Consider the following 17,521-nt stretch of genomic DNA (forward strand, 5'->3'; position numbering starts at 1 on the left):
TGTTAATCCGATCTGAAACCGTAGGCCGGATAAGACGCTACTGCGTCGTCATCCGGCAACGGCAGAGCGCCGGATGGCGGCTTAGATGCCTTGTCCGGCTTACGGGTGCCCCTGTCTTACTCTTCGCTGTCGCCATGACTTACGCGATGCGGTGAATCAATCTCAATGCGATCGATACGCTGCAGGCCGCGCATTAATGTGCCACGGCGTCCGCGTTCGCCGACCACCTTCTGTAACTCTTCAGGGCGCAGTTTGATTTTGCGCTTCCCGACATGGATAGTCAGAGTGCTTTGTGGCGGCAGCACGTACAGGTGCGCCAGTCCATCATCGCCTTTCGCCGCTTCTGCAGAGGGGATATTAATGATCTTATTCCCTTTGCCTTTCGACAGCTGCGGCAGAGAGTCTACCGGGAACATCAACATCCGTCCGGCCTGGGTAATCGCCAGCAGCATATCGTGCTCGTCTTCAATCACCAGCGGCGGCATGACGTGCGCATTTTCCGGCAGTGTAATCAACGCCTTACCGGCACGGTTACGGGCAACCAGATCGTTAAACGTACAAACGAAGCCGTAGCCCGCATCCGACGCCATCAGCAGTTTCTGGTCATCGCCTTCCATCAGCATATGCTCTACGGTCGCCCCCGGCGGCAGCGTGAGTTTGCCGGTCAGCGGCTCGCCCTGCCCACGCGCCGACGGAAGCGTAATGGGATCAATAGCATAGCTGCGCCCGGTGGTATCAATAAACACCACCGGTTGATTACTCTTACCTTTCACCGCGGCTTTAAAGCTGTCGCCCGCTTTATAGTTAAGCCCCGGCGCATCAATATCATGACCTTTGGCGCTGCGCACCCAGCCCATCTGCGACAGCACGATAGTCACCGGTTCGGACGGCAGCATGTCGTGTTCGCTCATCGCTTTAGCTTCTTCGCGCTCACGCAGCGGAGAACGGCGATCGTCGCCATAGGCATCGGAATCTGCCTGTAGCTCTTTTTTCAGCAAGGTATTCATTTTGCGTTCGGACGCGAGAATGCCCTGCAACTGGTCACGCTCTTTTTCCAGCTCGTCCTGCTCGCCGCGAATTTTCATCTCTTCCAGTTTGGCGAGATGACGCAGTTTCAGTTCGAGAATCGCTTCCGCCTGGGTTTCGCTGATGCCGAAACGCGACATCAGCGCGGGTTTCGGCTCATCCTCGTTACGGATAATCTCGATCACTTCATCGATGTTGAGAAACGCCACCAGCAAACCTTCGAGGATATGCAGGCGCTTAAGCACTTTCTCCAGACGATAGTTCAGACGACGGCGCACCGTGTCGCGGCGGAACGCCAGCCACTCGGTGAGGATCTCCAGCAGGTTTTTCACCGCCGGACGACCATCCAGACCGATCATGTTCAGGTTAATACGGTAGCTTTTTTCCAGATCGGTGGTGGCGAACAGATGGTTCATCACCTGCTCCATATCCACACGGTTGGAGCGCGGGACAATCACTAAACGCGTCGGGTTTTCGTGATCCGATTCATCGCGCAGGTCGTCCACCATCGGCAGTTTTTTATTGCGCATCTGCGCAGCAATCTGCTCCAGCACTTTTGCGCCAGATACCTGATGCGGCAACGCGGTGATCACCACGGCGCCGTCTTCTTTGGTCCATACCGCGCGCATACGCACGGAGCCACGCCCATTTTCGTAAATTTTACGAATTTCCGCACGAGGGGTAATGATCTCCGCTTCGGTCGGGTAATCCGGCCCCTGGACGATATCCAGCAACTGATCCAGCGTCGTTTTCGGCTGCTCAATCAGCGTAATCGCCGCTTTCGCCACTTCGCGCAGGTTATGCGGCGGGATATCTGTTGCCATCCCCACCGCAATACCGGTGGTGCCGTTCAGCAGGATGTTCGGCAGACGCGCCGGTAACATTTTCGGTTCCTGCATCGTGCCGTCGAAGTTTGGCACCCAGTCCGCCGTCCCCTGACCGAGTTCGCTTAACAGCAGCTCGGCGTATTTGGACAGGCGGGATTCGGTATAACGCATCGCCGCGAATGACTTCGGATCATCCGGCGCGCCCCAGTTCCCCTGGCCATCGACCAGCGGGTAACGGTAAGAGAACGGCTGCGCCATCAGCACCATGGCTTCATAGCAGGCGCTGTCGCCATGCGGGTGATACTTACCCAGTACGTCACCAACGGTACGGGCGGATTTTTTAAATTTAGCGGTGGCGTTCAGCCCCAGCTCTGACATCGCATAGACGATGCGGCGCTGTACCGGCTTCAGGCCGTCGCCAATAAACGGCAACGCACGATCCATGATCACGTACATGGAGTAGTTTAAGTAGGCGTTTTCCGTAAATTCATGTAGCGCAAGGCGCTCTGCCATATCGCTCATTAACAGGGGATCCTCAATCTGCATGCTGACCGTTCGGACGGCAATATTGCCGCAGATAATACCCTATCTCACGGTCTGAGTCACAAACCGTGAGACAGGTGGCGAGGAAGTTAACGAAGCGGCAGATAGATATCCGTCAGCAGCTCATGTTCCGCCACCTCATGGACGAAATTCAGGTACTGGAAGAAGACCGGAAAATCGCGCGGCGTCTCACCGCTGGCGGGTAGCCATTCGCGGAATAAATACCACACGCTCTCCGGGAGGCTGTCGAGCGATCCCTGATGGCGTACCACCGCGCAGCGCCCGCCAGGAATCTCGCTATTCACCACGCCAACGTCATTTTCGGCTATCGGCTGGTGGACGCTGCCGCAGATATCAAAGCGGAATTGATCCGGCGGCGTCGTCTGCGGGTCGTGCCAGGCAATACCAAAAGTTTGACTGCTGGCAATCGGCGACTGCCCCGTTTCGCGCCGCCATGCAATAAATTTCGCCGCGCTGGCGTTGACCTTATCCGGATGCCCCAGATGCGTCAGCATCGCGACGCGGGTAGGTGGAAATTCAACGATTTTTACGTCCATGACATGCTGCTCCTGTAACGCAAGTTTAGGAACGCGTTGGTGCCAGGCCAGCCAGTCCGGCGATTGCCGAAACCGGCGCGGGCTTTGACCAAACGCGGTTTTGAAAGCACGTGTGAACGACTCCGGATTCTGAAACCCGGCATCCAGCGCGATATCGATAACTTTATCCTGCGGGTTAAACGCCAGCCGCCATGACGCGCGGCGCAAACGCAACCACTGGATATAGCGATAGAGCGGAAGCCCGCTCCAGGTGGTAAACTGCCGGTGAAAATGAAACGGCGAGCTGTGCGCCATCCGGCTTAACGCCTCAATCGACAGTGGCTCATCCAGATGACGCTCAATGTGGTCGCAAACGCGCCGCAGACGTTCGGAATAAGCCGCGCTGATCAGGTCATTCATCACTGCCTCCTTGTGGCCTATTCTGCCCACCGGGCGGCTGTGAATCCTGACCGATCTTGCGCAATGTGGGATTACGGATTCACTTTACGAATCTGTTTTACGTCGATTTCGACAGAGTTCCAGTCTTTATCCACTTCGCCCTGAATTTCAACGGTATCCTGCGGGGTTACGGTCAGGCCGTTCCAACGCTTGTGGTCAATATCCACATTGATAGTACCGGTCGCATCTTTAAACACATACAGGTCGTCGGAAATGCGCTCGACGATATTCCCGCGCAGCGTTACCCACGCATCGTCACGCAGCGATTTAGCGCTCTCTACCGTCGTGCTGCTGCCGTTCGGGCCGACAAATCCGCCGCCTTGCGTTTGCGTCGCCGACGGGCCGGAGAAACCGCCCTGCTGAGCCGCCAGAACCGGGGTAGAACACAGTGCCATAACGGCAACGATTGCAGCTAATTTTTTCATGATTACTTTTCCCTTTCATGTCGTTTCAGATCCATTTAATAAGGTAATCCTTAACAACTTCTTAAGGCAAAAAAAGAATCTTTTTTTCTGTACATCGCCTGCGGCGACAAGGTTAACTGACGGCAACGCGAGTTACCGCAAGGAAGAACAGATGCGAATTTTACTGGTAGAAGATGACACACTTATTGGCGATGGCATAAAAGCGGGCCTGAGTAAAATGGGTTTCAGCGTCGACTGGTTTACCGAGGGACGTCCGGGCAAAGAGGCGCTTTACAGCGCGCCTTATGATGCGGTTATTTTAGATTTGACGCTGCCAGGCATGGACGGACGGGATATTTTGCGCGAATGGCGCGAAAAGGGTAAACAGGAACCGGTACTGATCCTGACGGCGCGCGACGCGTTAGCAGAGCGCGTCGAGGGGCTACGTCTGGGCGCCGATGACTATTTATGTAAACCTTTCGCGCTCATTGAGGTCGCCGCCCGTCTGGAGGCGCTGGTACGCCGCGCCAGCGGTCAGGCCAGTAGCGAATTGCGCCACGGCCAGGTGACGCTCAATCCAGGCAATCTCGTCGCGACGCTTGCCGGCGAACCGCTGGCCTTAAAACCAAAAGAGTTCGCGTTGCTGGAACTCTTACTGCGCAACAAAGGTCGCGTGCTGCCGCGCAAGCTTATTGAAGAGAAGCTGTATAACTGGGATGACGACGTGTCCAGCAATGCAGTGGAAGTCCATGTTCATCATTTACGCCGCAAGCTCGGCAGCGAATTTATTCGCACCGTACACGGCATCGGCTACACCCTGGGTGACGCATGAAATTGACGCAACGTCTCAGCCTGCGCGTCAGGCTGACGCTTATTTTCCTGATTCTGGTCTCCATCACCTGGGCAATTTCCAGTTTTGTGGCCTGGAGAAAGACGACGGATAATGTCGACGAGCTGTTTGACACACAGTTGATGTTGTTCGCCAGACGGCTTAGCACCCTCGATCTTAACGAGATCAACGCCCCGCAGCGCATGGCGCATACGCCAAAGAAATTAAAACATGGGCATATCGATGACGATGCGCTGGCGTTCGCCATCTTTTCCGCTGACGGCAAAATGTTGCTGCATGATGGCGACAACGGCCAGGATATTCCGTATCGCTATCGCCGGGAAGGTTTCGACAATGGCTATCTGAAGGATGACAACGACCTCTGGCGTTTTTTGTGGTTGAACTCGGCGGACGGTAAGTATCGTATCGTCGTCGGTCAGGAGTGGGATTACCGCGAAGATATGGCGCTGGCGATCGTGGCGGCGCAATTAACGCCGTGGCTGATCGCCCTTCCCTTCATGCTGCTAATTTTATTACTCCTGCTTCACCGCGAGCTCAGACCATTGAAAAAACTGGCGCAGGCGCTACGCTTCCGGTCGCCGGAATCGGAAACGCCGCTCGACGCCAAAGGCGTACCGAGCGAGGTTCGCCCACTGGTCGAAGCGCTTAATCAGCTTTTTAGCCGCATCCACTCCATGATGGTGCGCGAACGGCGATTTACCTCCGACGCCGCCCATGAATTGCGCAGCCCGCTGGCCGCGCTGAAAGTACAAACCGAGGTGGCGCAGCTCTCGGGCGACGATCCGCTATCGCGTGATAAAGCGCTGACCCAGCTCCATGCGGGGATCGATCGCGCCACGCGGCTGGTCGATCAGCTACTGACGTTATCGCGTCTCGACTCGCTCAATAATTTGCAGGATGTAGCGGAGATTTCGCTGGAAGAGCTGCTGCAGTCCGCGGTAATGGATATTTATCATCCGGCGCAGCAGGCGAATATCGACGTGCGTTTACAGCTTAACGCCCATGACGTCATACGTACCGGCCAGCCGCTACTCTTAAGCCTGTTAGTGCGTAACCTGCTGGATAATGCGATTCGCTACAGTCCGCAGGGCAGCGTCGTCGACGTTACCTTACATGCCCGTAGCTTCACCGTCAGAGATAATGGCCCCGGCGTAGCGCCAGAGATTCTGACGCATATCGGCGAGCGTTTTTACCGCCCGCCAGGCCAAAGTGTAACCGGCAGCGGTCTGGGATTATCAATCGTCCGCCGCATCGCTACGCTGCACGGCATGACGGTGTCGTTTGGCAACGCCGCGGAAGGTGGATTTGAGGCCGTAGTAAGTTGGTAACACAGACTTTTGCCAAAAACGCAAAAGACTTTGCACATTTTGCTAATTTCACCGCACCGCCCGTCAGCGTAGAATCAGCAGCAAACGCATTTCTTGAGGACACAAAATGAGTAACATCCTGATTATCAACGGGGCGAAAAAATTCGCGCACTCCAACGGCCAGTTAAATGACACCCTGACCGAAGTTGCCGATGGGCTGCTGCGCGATCTGGGTCATCAGGTTAAGATCGTCCGCGCCGACAGCGACTATGACATTAAAGAAGAGGTGCAGAATTTCGTCTGGGCTGACGTGGTGATTTGGCAGATGCCAGGCTGGTGGATGGGCGCGCCATGGACAGTAAAAAAATATATGGATGATGTCTTTACCGAAGGTCACGGCACGCTCTATGCCAGCGATGGCCGCACGCGTTCCGATGCCGCTAAAAAGTACGGTTCCGGCGGTCTGGTGCAGGGGAAAAAATATATGCTGTCACTGACGTGGAACGCGCCGATGGAAGCATTTACCGAAAAAGATCAGTTTTTCCACGGCGTAGGCGTAGATGGCGTCTATCTGCCATTCCATAAAGCCAACCAGTTCCTGGGCATGGACGCGCTGCCAACGTTTATTGCCAACGACGTGATTAAAATGCCGGATGTTCCGCGCTATACTGCAGAATATCGCAAGCATCTAAGCGAAATTTTTGCTTAACTGGTCATCCTGGAATTAGAAGGAGTTAACCATGCTTACCGTCATTGCCGAAATTCGCACGCGTCCGGGCCAACATCACCGTCAGGCCGTCCTCGACCAGTTTGCGAAAATTATTCCAACCGTTCTTAAAGAAGAGGGGTGCCACGGTTACGCGCCGATGGTGGATCATGCCGCGGGCGTGAGTTTTCAAACTCTGGCGCCTGACTCGATCGTGATGATTGAACAGTGGGAAAGCGTTGCGCACCTTGAGGCGCATCTGCAAACCCCGCATATGAAAGCTTACAGCGACGCGGTAAAAGACGATGTGCTGGAAATGAATATTCGTATTCTGGGATCTGGCGTTTAAGTTATTAACCTCGTCTGACGTCGCCCTGATGCGATGCGCAAGTGTCGCCATCAGGCTGCGGCGTCATGTCGGATTCGCTTATCCGGCCTGCGCCGCGCAGACCGGATAAAGCGTGCAACAACCGTTACACGTCGAGATCCGCGAGATCGCCTTTTTCCTGTAGCCAGTTGCGTCGATCTTCGGAACGTTTCTTCGCCAGCAGCATATCCATCATCGCATTAGTACGCTGATCGTCTTCATCGCTAATGGTGAGCTGCACCAGGCGGCGAGTATTCGGATCAAGCGTGGTTTCGCGTAACTGCATCGGGTTCATTTCACCCAGGCCTTTGAAACGCTGTACGTTCGGCTTGCCTTTCTTACGCTTCAGTTGTTCCAGTACGCCCGCCTTCTCTTCTTCCGTCAGCGCGTAATAGACCTCTTTACCCAAATCGATACGGTATAGCGGCGGTAGCGCGACGTAGACATGACCATTCTTCACCAGCGCGCGGAAATGTCTGACAAACAGCGCGCAAAGCAGAGTAGCAATATGCAAACCATCGGAGTCCGCATCCGCCAGGATACAGATCTTGCCGTAGCGCAGCTGACTCAGATCGTCGCTGTCCGGATCGATACCGATCGCCACGGAAATATCATGCACCTCTTGCGAGGCCAGCACTTCATCGGAAGAGACTTCCCAGGTGTTAAGGATCTTACCTTTGAGCGGCATGATCGCCTGATATTCGCGATCGCGCGCCTGCTTGGCGGAACCGCCTGCCGAATCCCCTTCCACAAGGAACAGCTCGGTCCGATTAAGATCCTGCGCGGTACAGTCCGCCAGTTTCCCCGGCAACGCCGGACCGCTGGTGAGCTTTTTGCGCACCACTTTTTTTGCGGCGCGCAGTCGCCGCTGCGCGCTGGCAATCGCCATCTCTGCCAGTTGTTCCGCCGCCTGCACGTTCTGGTTCAGCCACAGGCTGAAGGCATCTTTCACCACGCCGGAAACAAATGCCGCACATTGACGCGACGACAGACGCTCTTTGGTCTGCCCGGCAAATTGCGGGTCCTGCATTTTCACGGAAAGCACATAAGCGCAGCGATCCCAGATATCTTCCGCCGACAGTTTGACGCCGCGCGGCAGAATATTGCGGTATTCGCAAAATTCGCGCATCGCGTCGAGCAGGCCCTGGCGCAGACCGTTGACGTGCGTCCCCCCCTGCATGGTCGGGATCAGGTTGACGTAGCTTTCCGTCAGTAATTCGCCGCCTTCCGGCAGCCACAATAGCGCCCAGTCAACCGCTTCCGTTTCACCGTTAAAATTACCGATAAACGGCTTTTCCGGCAGCGTCGGCAGGCCGTTTACCGCTTCGCCCAGATAGTCGTTCAGACCATCCTGGTAGCACCAGCGCTGCTCGCTGTTATTCACTTCATCTTTAAAAGTGATTTCCACGCCGGGACACAGCACCGCTTTTGCTTTCAGAACGTGCATTAAGCGAGAGACAGAAAAACGCGGGCTGTCGAAGAAACTTTCGTCCGGCCAGAAATGAACGCTGGTGCCAGTATTACGTTTACCGCAGGTGCCGACAACCTGCAAATCCTGCACTTTTTCGCCGTTTTCAAACGCGATGTTATAGACCTGACCGTCGCGGCGCACGGTCACTTCCACGCGCTTTGACAGGGCATTTACTACCGAAATCCCCACCCCATGCAGACCACCAGAGAACTGATAGTTCTTATTGGAGAATTTACCGCCGGCATGAAGCCGACAGAGGATCAGTTCTACCGCCGGAACCCCCTCTTCCGGATGGATATCCACCGGCATCCCGCGTCCGTCGTCAATCACTTCCAGCGATTGATCGGCATGTAAAATGACATCCACGCGTTTGGCGTGACCTGCCAGTGCTTCATCCACACTATTATCAATCACTTCCTGACCCAAATGGTTGGGGCGGGTCGTATCGGTGTACATCCCCGGGCGGCGGCGTACCGGCTCAAGCCCAGTGAGTACCTCAATGGCATCAGCGTTATAAGTTTGCGTCATGGTTTAATTAGCAATTCGAATTGATTGTCAGCAACTGTGCAGTCCAAGAAAATCGACAATCTGGTTGAAATAATCTTCGAAGCCCGTGAATGCGTGATTACCACCCTCGGTCACTGTCTGACGGCAGGAGGCGTAATATGCCACCGCCTGGCGGTAATCCAGCACTTCATCGCCCGTCTGTTGCAGTAGCCAGATCAGGTCCGGCGCTTCCAGCGGGTCAATCTGCATGACTTTAAGATCATAAATATGGCGAGACTCTAGCACATATTGCTGCCCGGTGTAGGGGTTCTCGTTCTGACCGAGATAGTCGGTCAGTAATTCAAAGGGCCGCACGGCGGGATTCACCACCACAGCCGGCAGCATAAAACATTGCGACAGCCAGGTGGCGTAATAACCACCCAGCGACGATCCTACCAGCCCTAATGGCGCACCGCCATGCTCAAGCACGAGAGATTCCAGCAACTCCGCCGCATCGGCAGGATACGGCGGTAGTTGAGGGACGATCATCTCAACATGCGGATGACGCTCCGCCAGCCAGTTTTTTAGCTGGCACGCTTTTGCCGAGCGAGGGGAACTGTTGAATCCGTGCAAATAGAGAAGCGTAGACATCAGTATCCTTCCGAAGCGGTATCGGGTCGGAACCGGGTATCCTGCAGGCGATGCACTTCCGTCTCCAGGACGCCGTTCGCCCGGAGCTCCAGCGTACGCCAGCCCGGCGCGATAGTATCCAGCGTAAAGTTCGCGCAGTGCGGTTTGAACTGTACGCAGGTTGACGGCGACGCCAGCAGACGCCGTCCGTTCCAGTCGAGATCCAGCTCCTGGTGAATATGTCCGCATAGCAGATACTTTACACGCGGGAAATTCGCCAGCACGCTATCCAGCTCACCAGCATTACGCAAGCTGTGCTGATCCAGCCAACTGCACCCTGCCGGCAACGGATGGTGGTGCAACAGGAGCAATGTCTGTCTCTCTGGCGCATCGGCGAGCTTACGCTCAAGCCATTCCAGTTGGAACTCGCTCAGTTCGCCATGCGGGACGCCAAACACCTGGCTATCCAGCAACAAAATCTGCCATTGTTCACCGATTAACACGCGTTTAGCCGGGGAAATCCCCGCCTCTTGCAGCGCGCTGTACATTGCCGGCTGAAAATCATGATTGCCCGGTAGCCAAACGCAAGGCGCGCGAAAGCTTGCGATACCCTCAGCAAAATGCTGATAAGCCGCAGCGGATTGATCCTGCGCCAGATCGCCGGTCGCCACGATCAGATCATATTCATACTGTTGCGCCCGAATAGCCTCCAGCACGGCCTGGTAACTTTCCCAGGTATTGACGCCTAACAGCGTTTCATGCTTTTCGGCAAACAGGTGAGTATCTGTAATTTGTAAAATCCTGACTCGGGCCTCACCAGCCAGAGGTAGGGTTAACAGGCTTTCCAAATGGTGTCCTTAGGTTTCACGACGCTAATAAACCGGAATCGCCATCGCTCCATGTGCTAAACAGAATCGTAGCCAGTCGGCCAGAAACTGATTAATTTGATGCTTTTCGTCGCGTTGATGCAACTTTTTATTTGGATAATCATACCGCGCTTTGAAGCGAAAGATCTGCTGGCTTGAACACACTTCAGCCACCATCGCATCATGGTAGAGGCGCACCGTCAGCGACGGCAGGCTCCAGTAGGTGATGGCTGGCGCCGTTTGCTCGATCGTTACAAGCGTAGTGTATCGGGTCGATTCCACAATCGTTAACCGATATTGTACGTTGCCCACCTGATAGCTCACCGTTTCACCGGGGGCGTCATTGCGCGGCAGCAGGCGGCGCAATTGCGAAAAATTGGTTTCGCACAAACGCATCATTTCTGGGAAGTCAGGTGTATAACGCTTCATTTTTTCCACTCGTTTTTTAACTCTTGATGATGCAACTGAAGCCATTGCAAAGCGATGACTGCGGCTGCGTTGTCGATTTTCCCCTCTTCTACCCACTGGTATGCCTGCTCCCGGCTTACCACATGAACCCGAATATCTTCGTTTTCATCCGCCAGACCATGAATACCTGCCGCGGTCGTGGCGTCCACTTCACCCACCAGAATAGATGAGCGCTCGCTGGTTCCTCCAGGACTCGCCAGGTAACTGATGACCGGTCGGGTACGGCCCACGGTCAGCCCTGCTTCTTCCATCGCCTCCCGCCGGGCGACCGCCTCAATGGTTTCGCCTTCTTCTATCATGCCGGCGACCATCTCCAGCAGCCACGGCGTAACGCTTGTGTCATACGCGGCAATACGAATCTGTTCGACCAGCACCACCTCGTCGCGTTCAGGGTCAAAGGGTAGCAAGACGGCGGCGTGCCCGCGCTCAAAAATTTCGCGCTTTACCTCGCCACTCATTTCTCCGTTGAATAAACGATGGCGGAATCGATACACATCCAATGAAAAAAAACCGCGATAGCGCGTTTCCCGTGCAATAATTTCTACATCGCTTTTGGTGAAAGTAACTGGCAAGTTGTCTGATTTACGCATTGTGCTGCCCTGCTAGCAATAATGATTAAATGATGAATTTCAAGGGTGGTTGACTGCTGTTTTATCACCCTTGTGGTAAATTGGTGCCAATTAAGGCTCGTATGGCACGTAACGCCAACTTTTTGCAGTGGCGGATTCTGCTAGAATCAGCAATTATTTTTACAAATTGATCAGCGCTAAATACTGCTTCACAACAAGGAATGCAAATGAAGAAATTGCTCCCCATCCTTATCGGCCTGAGCCTGTCGGGGTTCAGCACACTAAGCCAGGCAGAGAACCTGATGCAAGTTTATCAGCAAGCACGCCTGAGCAACCCGGAATTGCGTAAATCCGCTGCCGATCGCGATGCTGCATTCGAAAAAATTAACGAAGCGCGTAGTCCTTTACTGCCGCAACTGGGTTTAGGTGCCGACTACACCTACAGCAACGGTTATCGCGATGCGAACGGTATCAACTCCAATGAAACCAGCGCTTCCCTGCAATTAACGCAGACGCTATTTGATATGTCGAAATGGCGTGGGCTCACCCTGCAAGAAAAAGCAGCAGGCATTCAGGATGTCACCTATCAGACCGATCAGCAGACGCTGATCCTCAATACCGCGAACGCGTATTTTAAGGTATTGAACGCTATTGATGTGCTTTCCTATACCCAGGCGCAAAAAGAGGCTATCTATCGTCAGTTAGACCAAACGACGCAACGTTTTAACGTGGGTCTGGTCGCCATTACCGACGTGCAAAACGCCCGTGCGCAATATGATACCGTACTGGCGAATGAAGTGACCGCCCGCAACAACCTGGATAACGCGGTAGAAGAGCTGCGCCAGGTGACCGGCAATTATTACCCGGAGCTGGCGTCGCTTAACGTCGAGCATTTTAAAACCGACAAACCCAAAGCGGTTAATGCGCTGCTGAAGGAAGCGGAAAACCGTAACCTGTCGCTGTTGCAGGCGCGTTTAAGTCAGGATCTGGCGCGCGAGCAAATCCGTCAGGCGCAGGATGGCCATCTGCCGACGCTGAATTTAACGGCCTCAACCGGCATTTCTGATACCTCTTATAGCGGTTCTAAAACCAACTCCGCCCAGTACGACGATAGCAACATGGGGCAGAATAAAATCGGCCTGAACTTCTCCCTGCCGCTGTATCAAGGCGGGATGGTTAACTCGCAGGTAAAACAGGCGCAGTATAACTTCGTCGGCGCAAGCGAACAGCTGGAAAGCGCGCACCGTAGCGTGGTGCAGACCGTACGTTCTTCCTTTAACAATATTAACGCCTCCATCAGCAGCATCAACGCGTATAAACAGGCAGTCGTTTCCGCGCAAAGTTCTTTGGATGCAATGGAAGCCGGTTACTCGGTCGGTACACGTACCATTGTTGACGTACTGGATGCCACCACCACTCTGTATGATGCCAAGCAGCAACTGGCCAACGCGCGTTATACCTATTTGATTAATCAGTTAAATATCAAATATGCGCTCGGTACGCTGAACGAGCAGGATCTGCTCGCGCTTAACAGTACGTTGGGTAAACCTATCCCGACGTCGCCGGAAAGCGTAGCGCCGGAAACGCCAGATCAGGATGCTGCCGCAGACGGTTATAATGCCCATAGCGCCGCGCCGGCAGTACAGCCGACCGCCGCTCGCGCCAACAGCAATAACGGCAATCCATTCCGGCATTGATAAGTTATTCGCTGGCGCTGCGCTTATCAGACCTGTGCCCTTGTAGGTCTGGTAAGCGCGGCGCTACCTGTCATAAAGCCGCGCCTGAACGTAAGGCAACGTAAAGATCCTGCTATTCCGCCGCATTCTCGCCTTTTCTCGCTTCAATTTCGACCAGTCATCCTCTATTCTGAAGGCATGTTGTATTTACCACTGGGTCCTGGAAGACAAATATGAAACGGACAAAATCCATCCATCACGCATCATTTCGCAAAAGCTGGAGCGCGCGGCATTTAACGCCGGTCGCCCTGGCGGTTACGGCTGTTTTTATGCTGGCTGGCTGTGAAAAAAGCGATGAAACCGTATCGCTGTATCAAAACGCTGATGACTGTTCAGCGGCGAATCCGGGCAAAAGCGCGGAGTGTACAACCGCATATAACAATGCGCTGAAAGAGGCCGAACGTACTGCGCCTAAGTACGCTACACGCGAAGATTGCGTCGCTGAGTTTGGCGAAGGTCAGTGCCAGCAAGCGCCCGCACAGGCTGGCATGGCACCGGAAAATCAGGCGCAGGCCCAACAATCCAGCGGCAGTTTCTGGATGCCGCTTATGGCAGGTTACATGATGGGGCGTCTGATGGGCGGCGGCGCAGGCTTTGCGCAACAGCCGCTGTTTAGCTCGAAAAACCCGGCCAGCCCTGCATACGGCAAATATACCGATGCGGCAGGTAAAAACTACGGCGCGGCGCAACCGGGCCGGACAATGACCGTACCGAAAACCGCGATGGCGCCGAAACCTGCCACCACAACAACCGTTACCCGCGGCGGTTTTGGCGAATCCGTCGCCAAACAGAGCACCATGCAGCGTAGCGCTGCCGGTACTTCAACACGTTCGATGGGCGGCTGATACGCATGGAAAGAGTCAGTATTACCGAGCGCCCGGACTGGCGCGATAAAGCGACTGAATACGGGTTTAATTTTCACACTATGTATGGTGAACCGTACTGGTGTGAAGACGCTTATTACAAGTTAACGCTCGCCCAGGTGGAAAAACTGGAAGACGTTACCGCCGAGCTGCACCAGATGTGCCTCAAGGTAGTAGAACGCGTCATCGCCAGCGATGAGCTGATGACGAAGTTTCGTATTCCAAAACATACCTGGGGTTTTGTTCGCCAGTCCTGGCAAACGCAACAACCGTCGCTCTATTCCCGCCTCGATTTGGCCTGGGACGGCATCGGCGAGCCTAAGCTGCTCGAAAATAATGCCGACACGCCAACATCGCTGTATGAAGCGGCGTTTTTTCAGTGGATTTGGCTGGAAGATCAGATCAACGCGGGCAATCTGCCGGAAGGCAGCGATCAGTTTAATAGCCTGCAGGAAAAACTGATTGAACGCTTTGCTGAACTTCGCGAGCAGTACGGTTTTCAGTTGCTGCATCTCACCTGCTGTCGCGATACGGTTGAGGATCGCGGCACCATTCAGTATTTACAGGACTGCGCGGCCGAAGCGGAAATCGCCACCGAATTTCTCTATATCGACGATATTGGTCTGGGGGAAAAAGGCCAATTTACGGATCTGCAGGATCAGGTCATTGCGAACCTGTTCAAGCTCTATCCGTGGGAATTTATGCTGCGCGAGATGTTTTCCACCAAGCTGGAAGATGCCGGCGTGCGCTGGCTGGAACCGGCCTGGAAAAGCATTATCTCCAATAAAGCGTTGTTGCCGCTGTTGTGGGAGATGTTCCCTGACCATCCGAATCTGTTGCCTGCGTATTTCGCCGAAGACGAACATCCGCCAATGGATAAATATGTCGTGAAACCGATCTTCTCCCGCGAAGGGGCGAACGTATCGATTATTGAGAACGGTAAAACGATCGAATCCGTGGAAGGCCCGTATGGCGAAGAGGGTATGATCGTGCAACAGTTCTATCCGCTGCCAAAATTCGGCGACAGTTACACCCTGATTGGTAGCTGGCTGATTAACGATCAGCCCGCCGGAATTGGTATCCGTGAAGATCGGGCGCTGATCACCCAGGATCTCTCCCGCTTCTATCCGCATATTTTTGTCGAAGGATAGATTCTCCTGTAAGCCCGATGCGCGTAGCGCCATCGGGCAATCATTCAGCGCCTTATCCGGCCTACCCCACCTGCACCGACAACATACTTATACTGCCCATCTCAATACCGTCGACCGGGATGGTGATAGGTTCCTTGCCGTCCCAGGCGCCAAGTACATACAGCAAAGGTAAAAAGTGCTCCGGCGTCGGGTTCGATAAGGCCCCCCCTTCATGTTGCAGATAATTCACCAGCGGATGGTGTTCTACCGGCCCCTGCCACGTCAGATTGGCTTTCACAAAGTCATTAAATGACGCCGCCCAGGGATACGGTATATTGTCACCGTGCCAACGCACAGTCCGCAGGTTATGAACCACATTCCCGCTGGCCACCAGCATCACGCCTTCGTCACGCAGCGTCGCCAGTTTACGGCCCACCTCAAAATGCCATGCCGCCGGTTTGGTACTATCAACACTAAGCTGCACCATCGGGATATCCGCATTCGGATACATCTTGATCAATACGCCCCAGGAGCCGTGATCAAATCCCCACGCTTCTTTATCGAGCGCGACGGGAACGGGAGCCAACAGTTCAACCAGACGCTGCGCCAGCGCAGGCGATCCAGGGGCCGGATAATGCGTGTCATACAGCGCCTGCGGAAAACCGCCAAAATCATGGAGAGTTTGCGGCCTTTCCATCGCTGTGACGCCAGTCCCACGGGTATACCAGTGCGCCGACACCACCACTATCGCCTGTGGTCGCGGCAGGGCTTCCCCCAATCGCCGCCAGGCGCGGGTATAATCGTTATCGTCCAGCACGTTCATCGGGCTGCCATGCCCCAAAAACAATGCTGGCATACACGTTAAAGACATGATGTTATCCTTACAGGAAAGACATTTTGTTAACATCACCATACGCTTTCTTCACAGAGGAAGAACTCAGATAACTATGATGAAGATCATCAGTTATTTTGAAGGTCAGGTTCGGACGGCAAATTGATAAGGAGTAATGGATGTCAGTACCACTTATTCTGACCTTACTGGCGGGCGCTGCCACCTTTATTGGCGCGTTTCTTGGCGTTCTCGGCCAAAAACCGTCTAACCGCGTGCTGGCTTTTTCGCTGGGCTTCGCCGCAGGGATCATGCTGCTCATCTCGCTGATGGAGATGCTGCCCGCCGCGCTTGATACCGAGGGGATGTCGCCTGTACTGGGCTACGGAATGTTTATTATCGGCCTGTTGGGCTACTTCGGGCTGGACCGCCTGCTTCCTCACGCTCATCCGCAGGATCTGATGCAAAAAAGGCAGCAGCCGCTTCCCGGCTCGATAAAACGCACTGCGATTTTATTGACGCTCGGCATTAGCCTGCATAACTTTCCGGAAGGGATCGCCACCTTTGTCACTGCCAGCAGCAATCTTGAACTGGGTTTCGGCATCGCACTGGCGGTGGCGTTGCACAATATTCCTGAAGGTCTGGCGGTTGCCGGTCCGGTTTATGCCGCGACGGGCTCAAAACGTACCGCGATTTTTTGGGCCGGTATCTCCGGCATGGCGGAAATTCTTGGCGGCGTGCTGGCGTGGCTGATTTTGGGCAGTCTGGTTTCGCCAATCGTTATGGCGGCTATCATGGCGGCAGTCGCCGGTATTATGGTGGCGCTCTCCGTCGATGAACTGATGCCGCTGGCAAAAGAGATCGATCCTAACAATAACCCCAGCTATGGCGTGCTTTGCGGTATGTCCATCATGGGGCTCAGTCTCGTCATTTTGCAGACGATAGGTATCGGTTAAGAGAAACGTCGCGCCGGATGCAGGCCTTTAGCCAGGCAACATCCGGCTTCCCGTCAAGGATATGCGCTATTTCTGCTCATTCATCACGCTGTCGCCTTCGCTCGTCTGGCGAAAACGTTTCGTTCGCGCTTCAAGTAATGCATCTCTGTCTTGCCGAAACGCTCTGCAATAACGCTTCATATGGCAAATATACCCTACTACCACCAGAACGATTAATATTATCCAATACCAGGCAATAAACATCCTTTTTACCCTTAAAATTTAACATCACTAAACATTTAACGTTAAAATTTTACATACCCTTATTTTGACGTATTCATATACTGGCATATTTGTGGAACAAATAAATGATTTTGATCATATAAATCAGTGGTGAAACACAATAATGAAAGAGGTATTAAGCAGAAAACAATGTCGATAAGATCACACTTCGTACTAATTTATATTGTTCTTAAAATATCACACTCCTACTATCGACTCACTCAGGCAATT

Annotated in this window: 18 protein-coding genes; 8 read left to right on the forward strand and 10 right to left on the reverse strand. The window is 54.0% G+C overall.

What is annotated here, in order from left to right; translation table 11 throughout:
* Positions 1 to 116: 116 nt before the first annotated feature.
* The 3 genes from parC to ACLJRS_RS09910 all read right to left on the reverse strand — a co-directional run bounded on the left by parC (position 117) and on the right by ACLJRS_RS09910 (position 3,816).
* Positions 117 to 2,375 carry a DNA topoisomerase IV subunit A gene (parC, locus tag ACLJRS_RS09900; RefSeq protein ID WP_001281910.1) on the reverse strand — a complete coding sequence of 753 codons (2,259 nt, stop codon included), beginning with the start codon at positions 2,373 to 2,375 and terminating at the stop codon, positions 117 to 119.
* Between the two features lie 110 nt (positions 2,376 to 2,485).
* Complete coding sequence (locus ACLJRS_RS09905) at positions 2,486 to 3,352, reverse strand: GyrI-like domain-containing protein (protein ID WP_000998793.1); 867 nt, start codon at positions 3,350 to 3,352, stop codon at positions 2,486 to 2,488.
* Between the two features lie 71 nt (positions 3,353 to 3,423).
* Positions 3,424 to 3,816, reverse strand: coding sequence for a YgiW/YdeI family stress tolerance OB fold protein (locus ACLJRS_RS09910; RefSeq protein WP_000731552.1), 393 nt, complete (start codon positions 3,814 to 3,816; stop codon positions 3,424 to 3,426).
* 151 nt (positions 3,817 to 3,967) lie between these two features.
* Between ACLJRS_RS09910 and qseB the strand changes: the two genes are divergently transcribed.
* The 4 genes from qseB to ACLJRS_RS09930 all read left to right on the forward strand — a co-directional run bounded on the left by qseB (position 3,968) and on the right by ACLJRS_RS09930 (position 7,007).
* Positions 3,968 to 4,627, forward strand: coding sequence for a quorum sensing response regulator transcription factor QseB (gene qseB / locus ACLJRS_RS09915; RefSeq protein WP_001221574.1), 660 nt, complete (start codon positions 3,968 to 3,970; stop codon positions 4,625 to 4,627).
* Positions 4,624 to 5,973, forward strand: coding sequence for a quorum sensing histidine kinase QseC (qseC, locus tag ACLJRS_RS09920; protein WP_000779328.1), 1,350 nt, complete (start codon positions 4,624 to 4,626; stop codon positions 5,971 to 5,973). Before qseB ends, qseC begins: the two co-directional genes overlap by 4 nt.
* 106 nt (positions 5,974 to 6,079) lie before the next feature.
* Positions 6,080 to 6,661 carry an NAD(P)H-dependent oxidoreductase gene (locus ACLJRS_RS09925; protein WP_000065416.1) on the forward strand — a complete coding sequence of 194 codons (582 nt, stop codon included), beginning with the start codon at positions 6,080 to 6,082 and terminating at the stop codon, positions 6,659 to 6,661.
* 31 nt (positions 6,662 to 6,692) lie between these two features.
* The gene (locus tag ACLJRS_RS09930) at positions 6,693 to 7,007 is read left to right on the forward strand and encodes a putative quinol monooxygenase (protein ID WP_000958588.1); all 315 of its coding nucleotides are present in this window, start codon (positions 6,693 to 6,695) and stop codon (positions 7,005 to 7,007) included.
* A 124-nt stretch (positions 7,008 to 7,131) separates the two neighbouring features.
* On the opposite strand, the gene parE is transcribed toward ACLJRS_RS09930, so the two are convergent.
* The 5 genes from parE to nudF are packed head-to-tail and all read right to left on the reverse strand — an operon-like array spanning position 7,132 to position 11,536.
* The gene (parE, locus tag ACLJRS_RS09935; protein WP_000195318.1) at positions 7,132 to 9,024 is read right to left on the reverse strand and encodes a DNA topoisomerase IV subunit B; all 1,893 of its coding nucleotides are present in this window, start codon (positions 9,022 to 9,024) and stop codon (positions 7,132 to 7,134) included.
* A gap of 27 nt (positions 9,025 to 9,051) precedes the next feature.
* Positions 9,052 to 9,633 (reverse strand): esterase YqiA, encoded by a 582-nt coding sequence (gene yqiA, locus ACLJRS_RS09940; RefSeq protein ID WP_000105725.1) that lies wholly within the window; start codon positions 9,631 to 9,633, stop codon positions 9,052 to 9,054.
* Positions 9,633 to 10,460 (reverse strand): 3',5'-cyclic-AMP phosphodiesterase, encoded by an 828-nt coding sequence (gene cpdA / locus ACLJRS_RS09945; protein WP_000444735.1) that lies wholly within the window; start codon positions 10,458 to 10,460, stop codon positions 9,633 to 9,635. The genes yqiA and cpdA overlap by 1 nt, the downstream gene beginning before the upstream one ends.
* 24 nt (positions 10,461 to 10,484) lie before the next feature.
* Positions 10,485 to 10,907 carry a DUF1249 family protein gene (locus ACLJRS_RS09950; protein WP_000833404.1) on the reverse strand — a complete coding sequence of 141 codons (423 nt, stop codon included), beginning with the start codon at positions 10,905 to 10,907 and terminating at the stop codon, positions 10,485 to 10,487.
* The gene (gene nudF / locus ACLJRS_RS09955) at positions 10,904 to 11,536 is read right to left on the reverse strand and encodes an ADP-ribose diphosphatase (RefSeq protein ID WP_001231950.1); all 633 of its coding nucleotides are present in this window, start codon (positions 11,534 to 11,536) and stop codon (positions 10,904 to 10,906) included. Before nudF ends, ACLJRS_RS09950 begins: the two co-directional genes overlap by 4 nt.
* A gap of 200 nt (positions 11,537 to 11,736) precedes the next feature.
* Between nudF and tolC the strand changes: the two genes are divergently transcribed.
* From tolC to ACLJRS_RS09970, 3 genes are all read left to right on the forward strand, one after another.
* Positions 11,737 to 13,212, forward strand: coding sequence for an outer membrane channel protein TolC (gene tolC / locus ACLJRS_RS09960; protein WP_015899378.1), 1,476 nt, complete (start codon positions 11,737 to 11,739; stop codon positions 13,210 to 13,212).
* Between the two features lie 212 nt (positions 13,213 to 13,424).
* A complete protein-coding gene (locus ACLJRS_RS09965; protein WP_000831528.1) occupies positions 13,425 to 14,096 on the forward strand; it encodes a DUF1190 family protein in 672 nt (223 codons plus the stop codon).
* A 5-nt stretch (positions 14,097 to 14,101) separates the two neighbouring features.
* A complete protein-coding gene (locus ACLJRS_RS09970) occupies positions 14,102 to 15,265 on the forward strand; it encodes a glutathionylspermidine synthase family protein (protein ID WP_000442833.1) in 1,164 nt (387 codons plus the stop codon).
* A gap of 61 nt (positions 15,266 to 15,326) precedes the next feature.
* Here the strand turns inward: ACLJRS_RS09970 and ygiD are convergent, their stop codons facing one another.
* Positions 15,327 to 16,115 carry a 4,5-DOPA dioxygenase extradiol gene (ygiD, locus tag ACLJRS_RS09975; RefSeq protein WP_001674726.1) on the reverse strand — a complete coding sequence of 263 codons (789 nt, stop codon included), beginning with the start codon at positions 16,113 to 16,115 and terminating at the stop codon, positions 15,327 to 15,329.
* Between the two features lie 140 nt (positions 16,116 to 16,255).
* On the opposite strand from ygiD, the gene zupT reads away from it, so the two are divergent.
* A complete protein-coding gene (gene zupT / locus ACLJRS_RS09980) occupies positions 16,256 to 17,029 on the forward strand; it encodes a zinc transporter ZupT (RefSeq protein ID WP_000115871.1) in 774 nt (257 codons plus the stop codon).
* A gap of 66 nt (positions 17,030 to 17,095) precedes the next feature.
* Here zupT and ACLJRS_RS09985 read toward each other — a convergent pair whose 3' ends face one another.
* Entirely contained in the window at positions 17,096 to 17,272 is a 177-nt protein-coding gene (locus ACLJRS_RS09985) for a hypothetical protein (RefSeq protein WP_000469259.1), read from the reverse strand.
* Between the last annotated feature and the right edge of the window lie 249 nt (positions 17,273 to 17,521).

Origin of the sequence: Salmonella sp. SAL00670 (genome assembly GCF_046552235.1) — a bacterium.
Classification (GTDB): domain Bacteria; phylum Pseudomonadota; class Gammaproteobacteria; order Enterobacterales; family Enterobacteriaceae; genus Salmonella; species Salmonella enterica.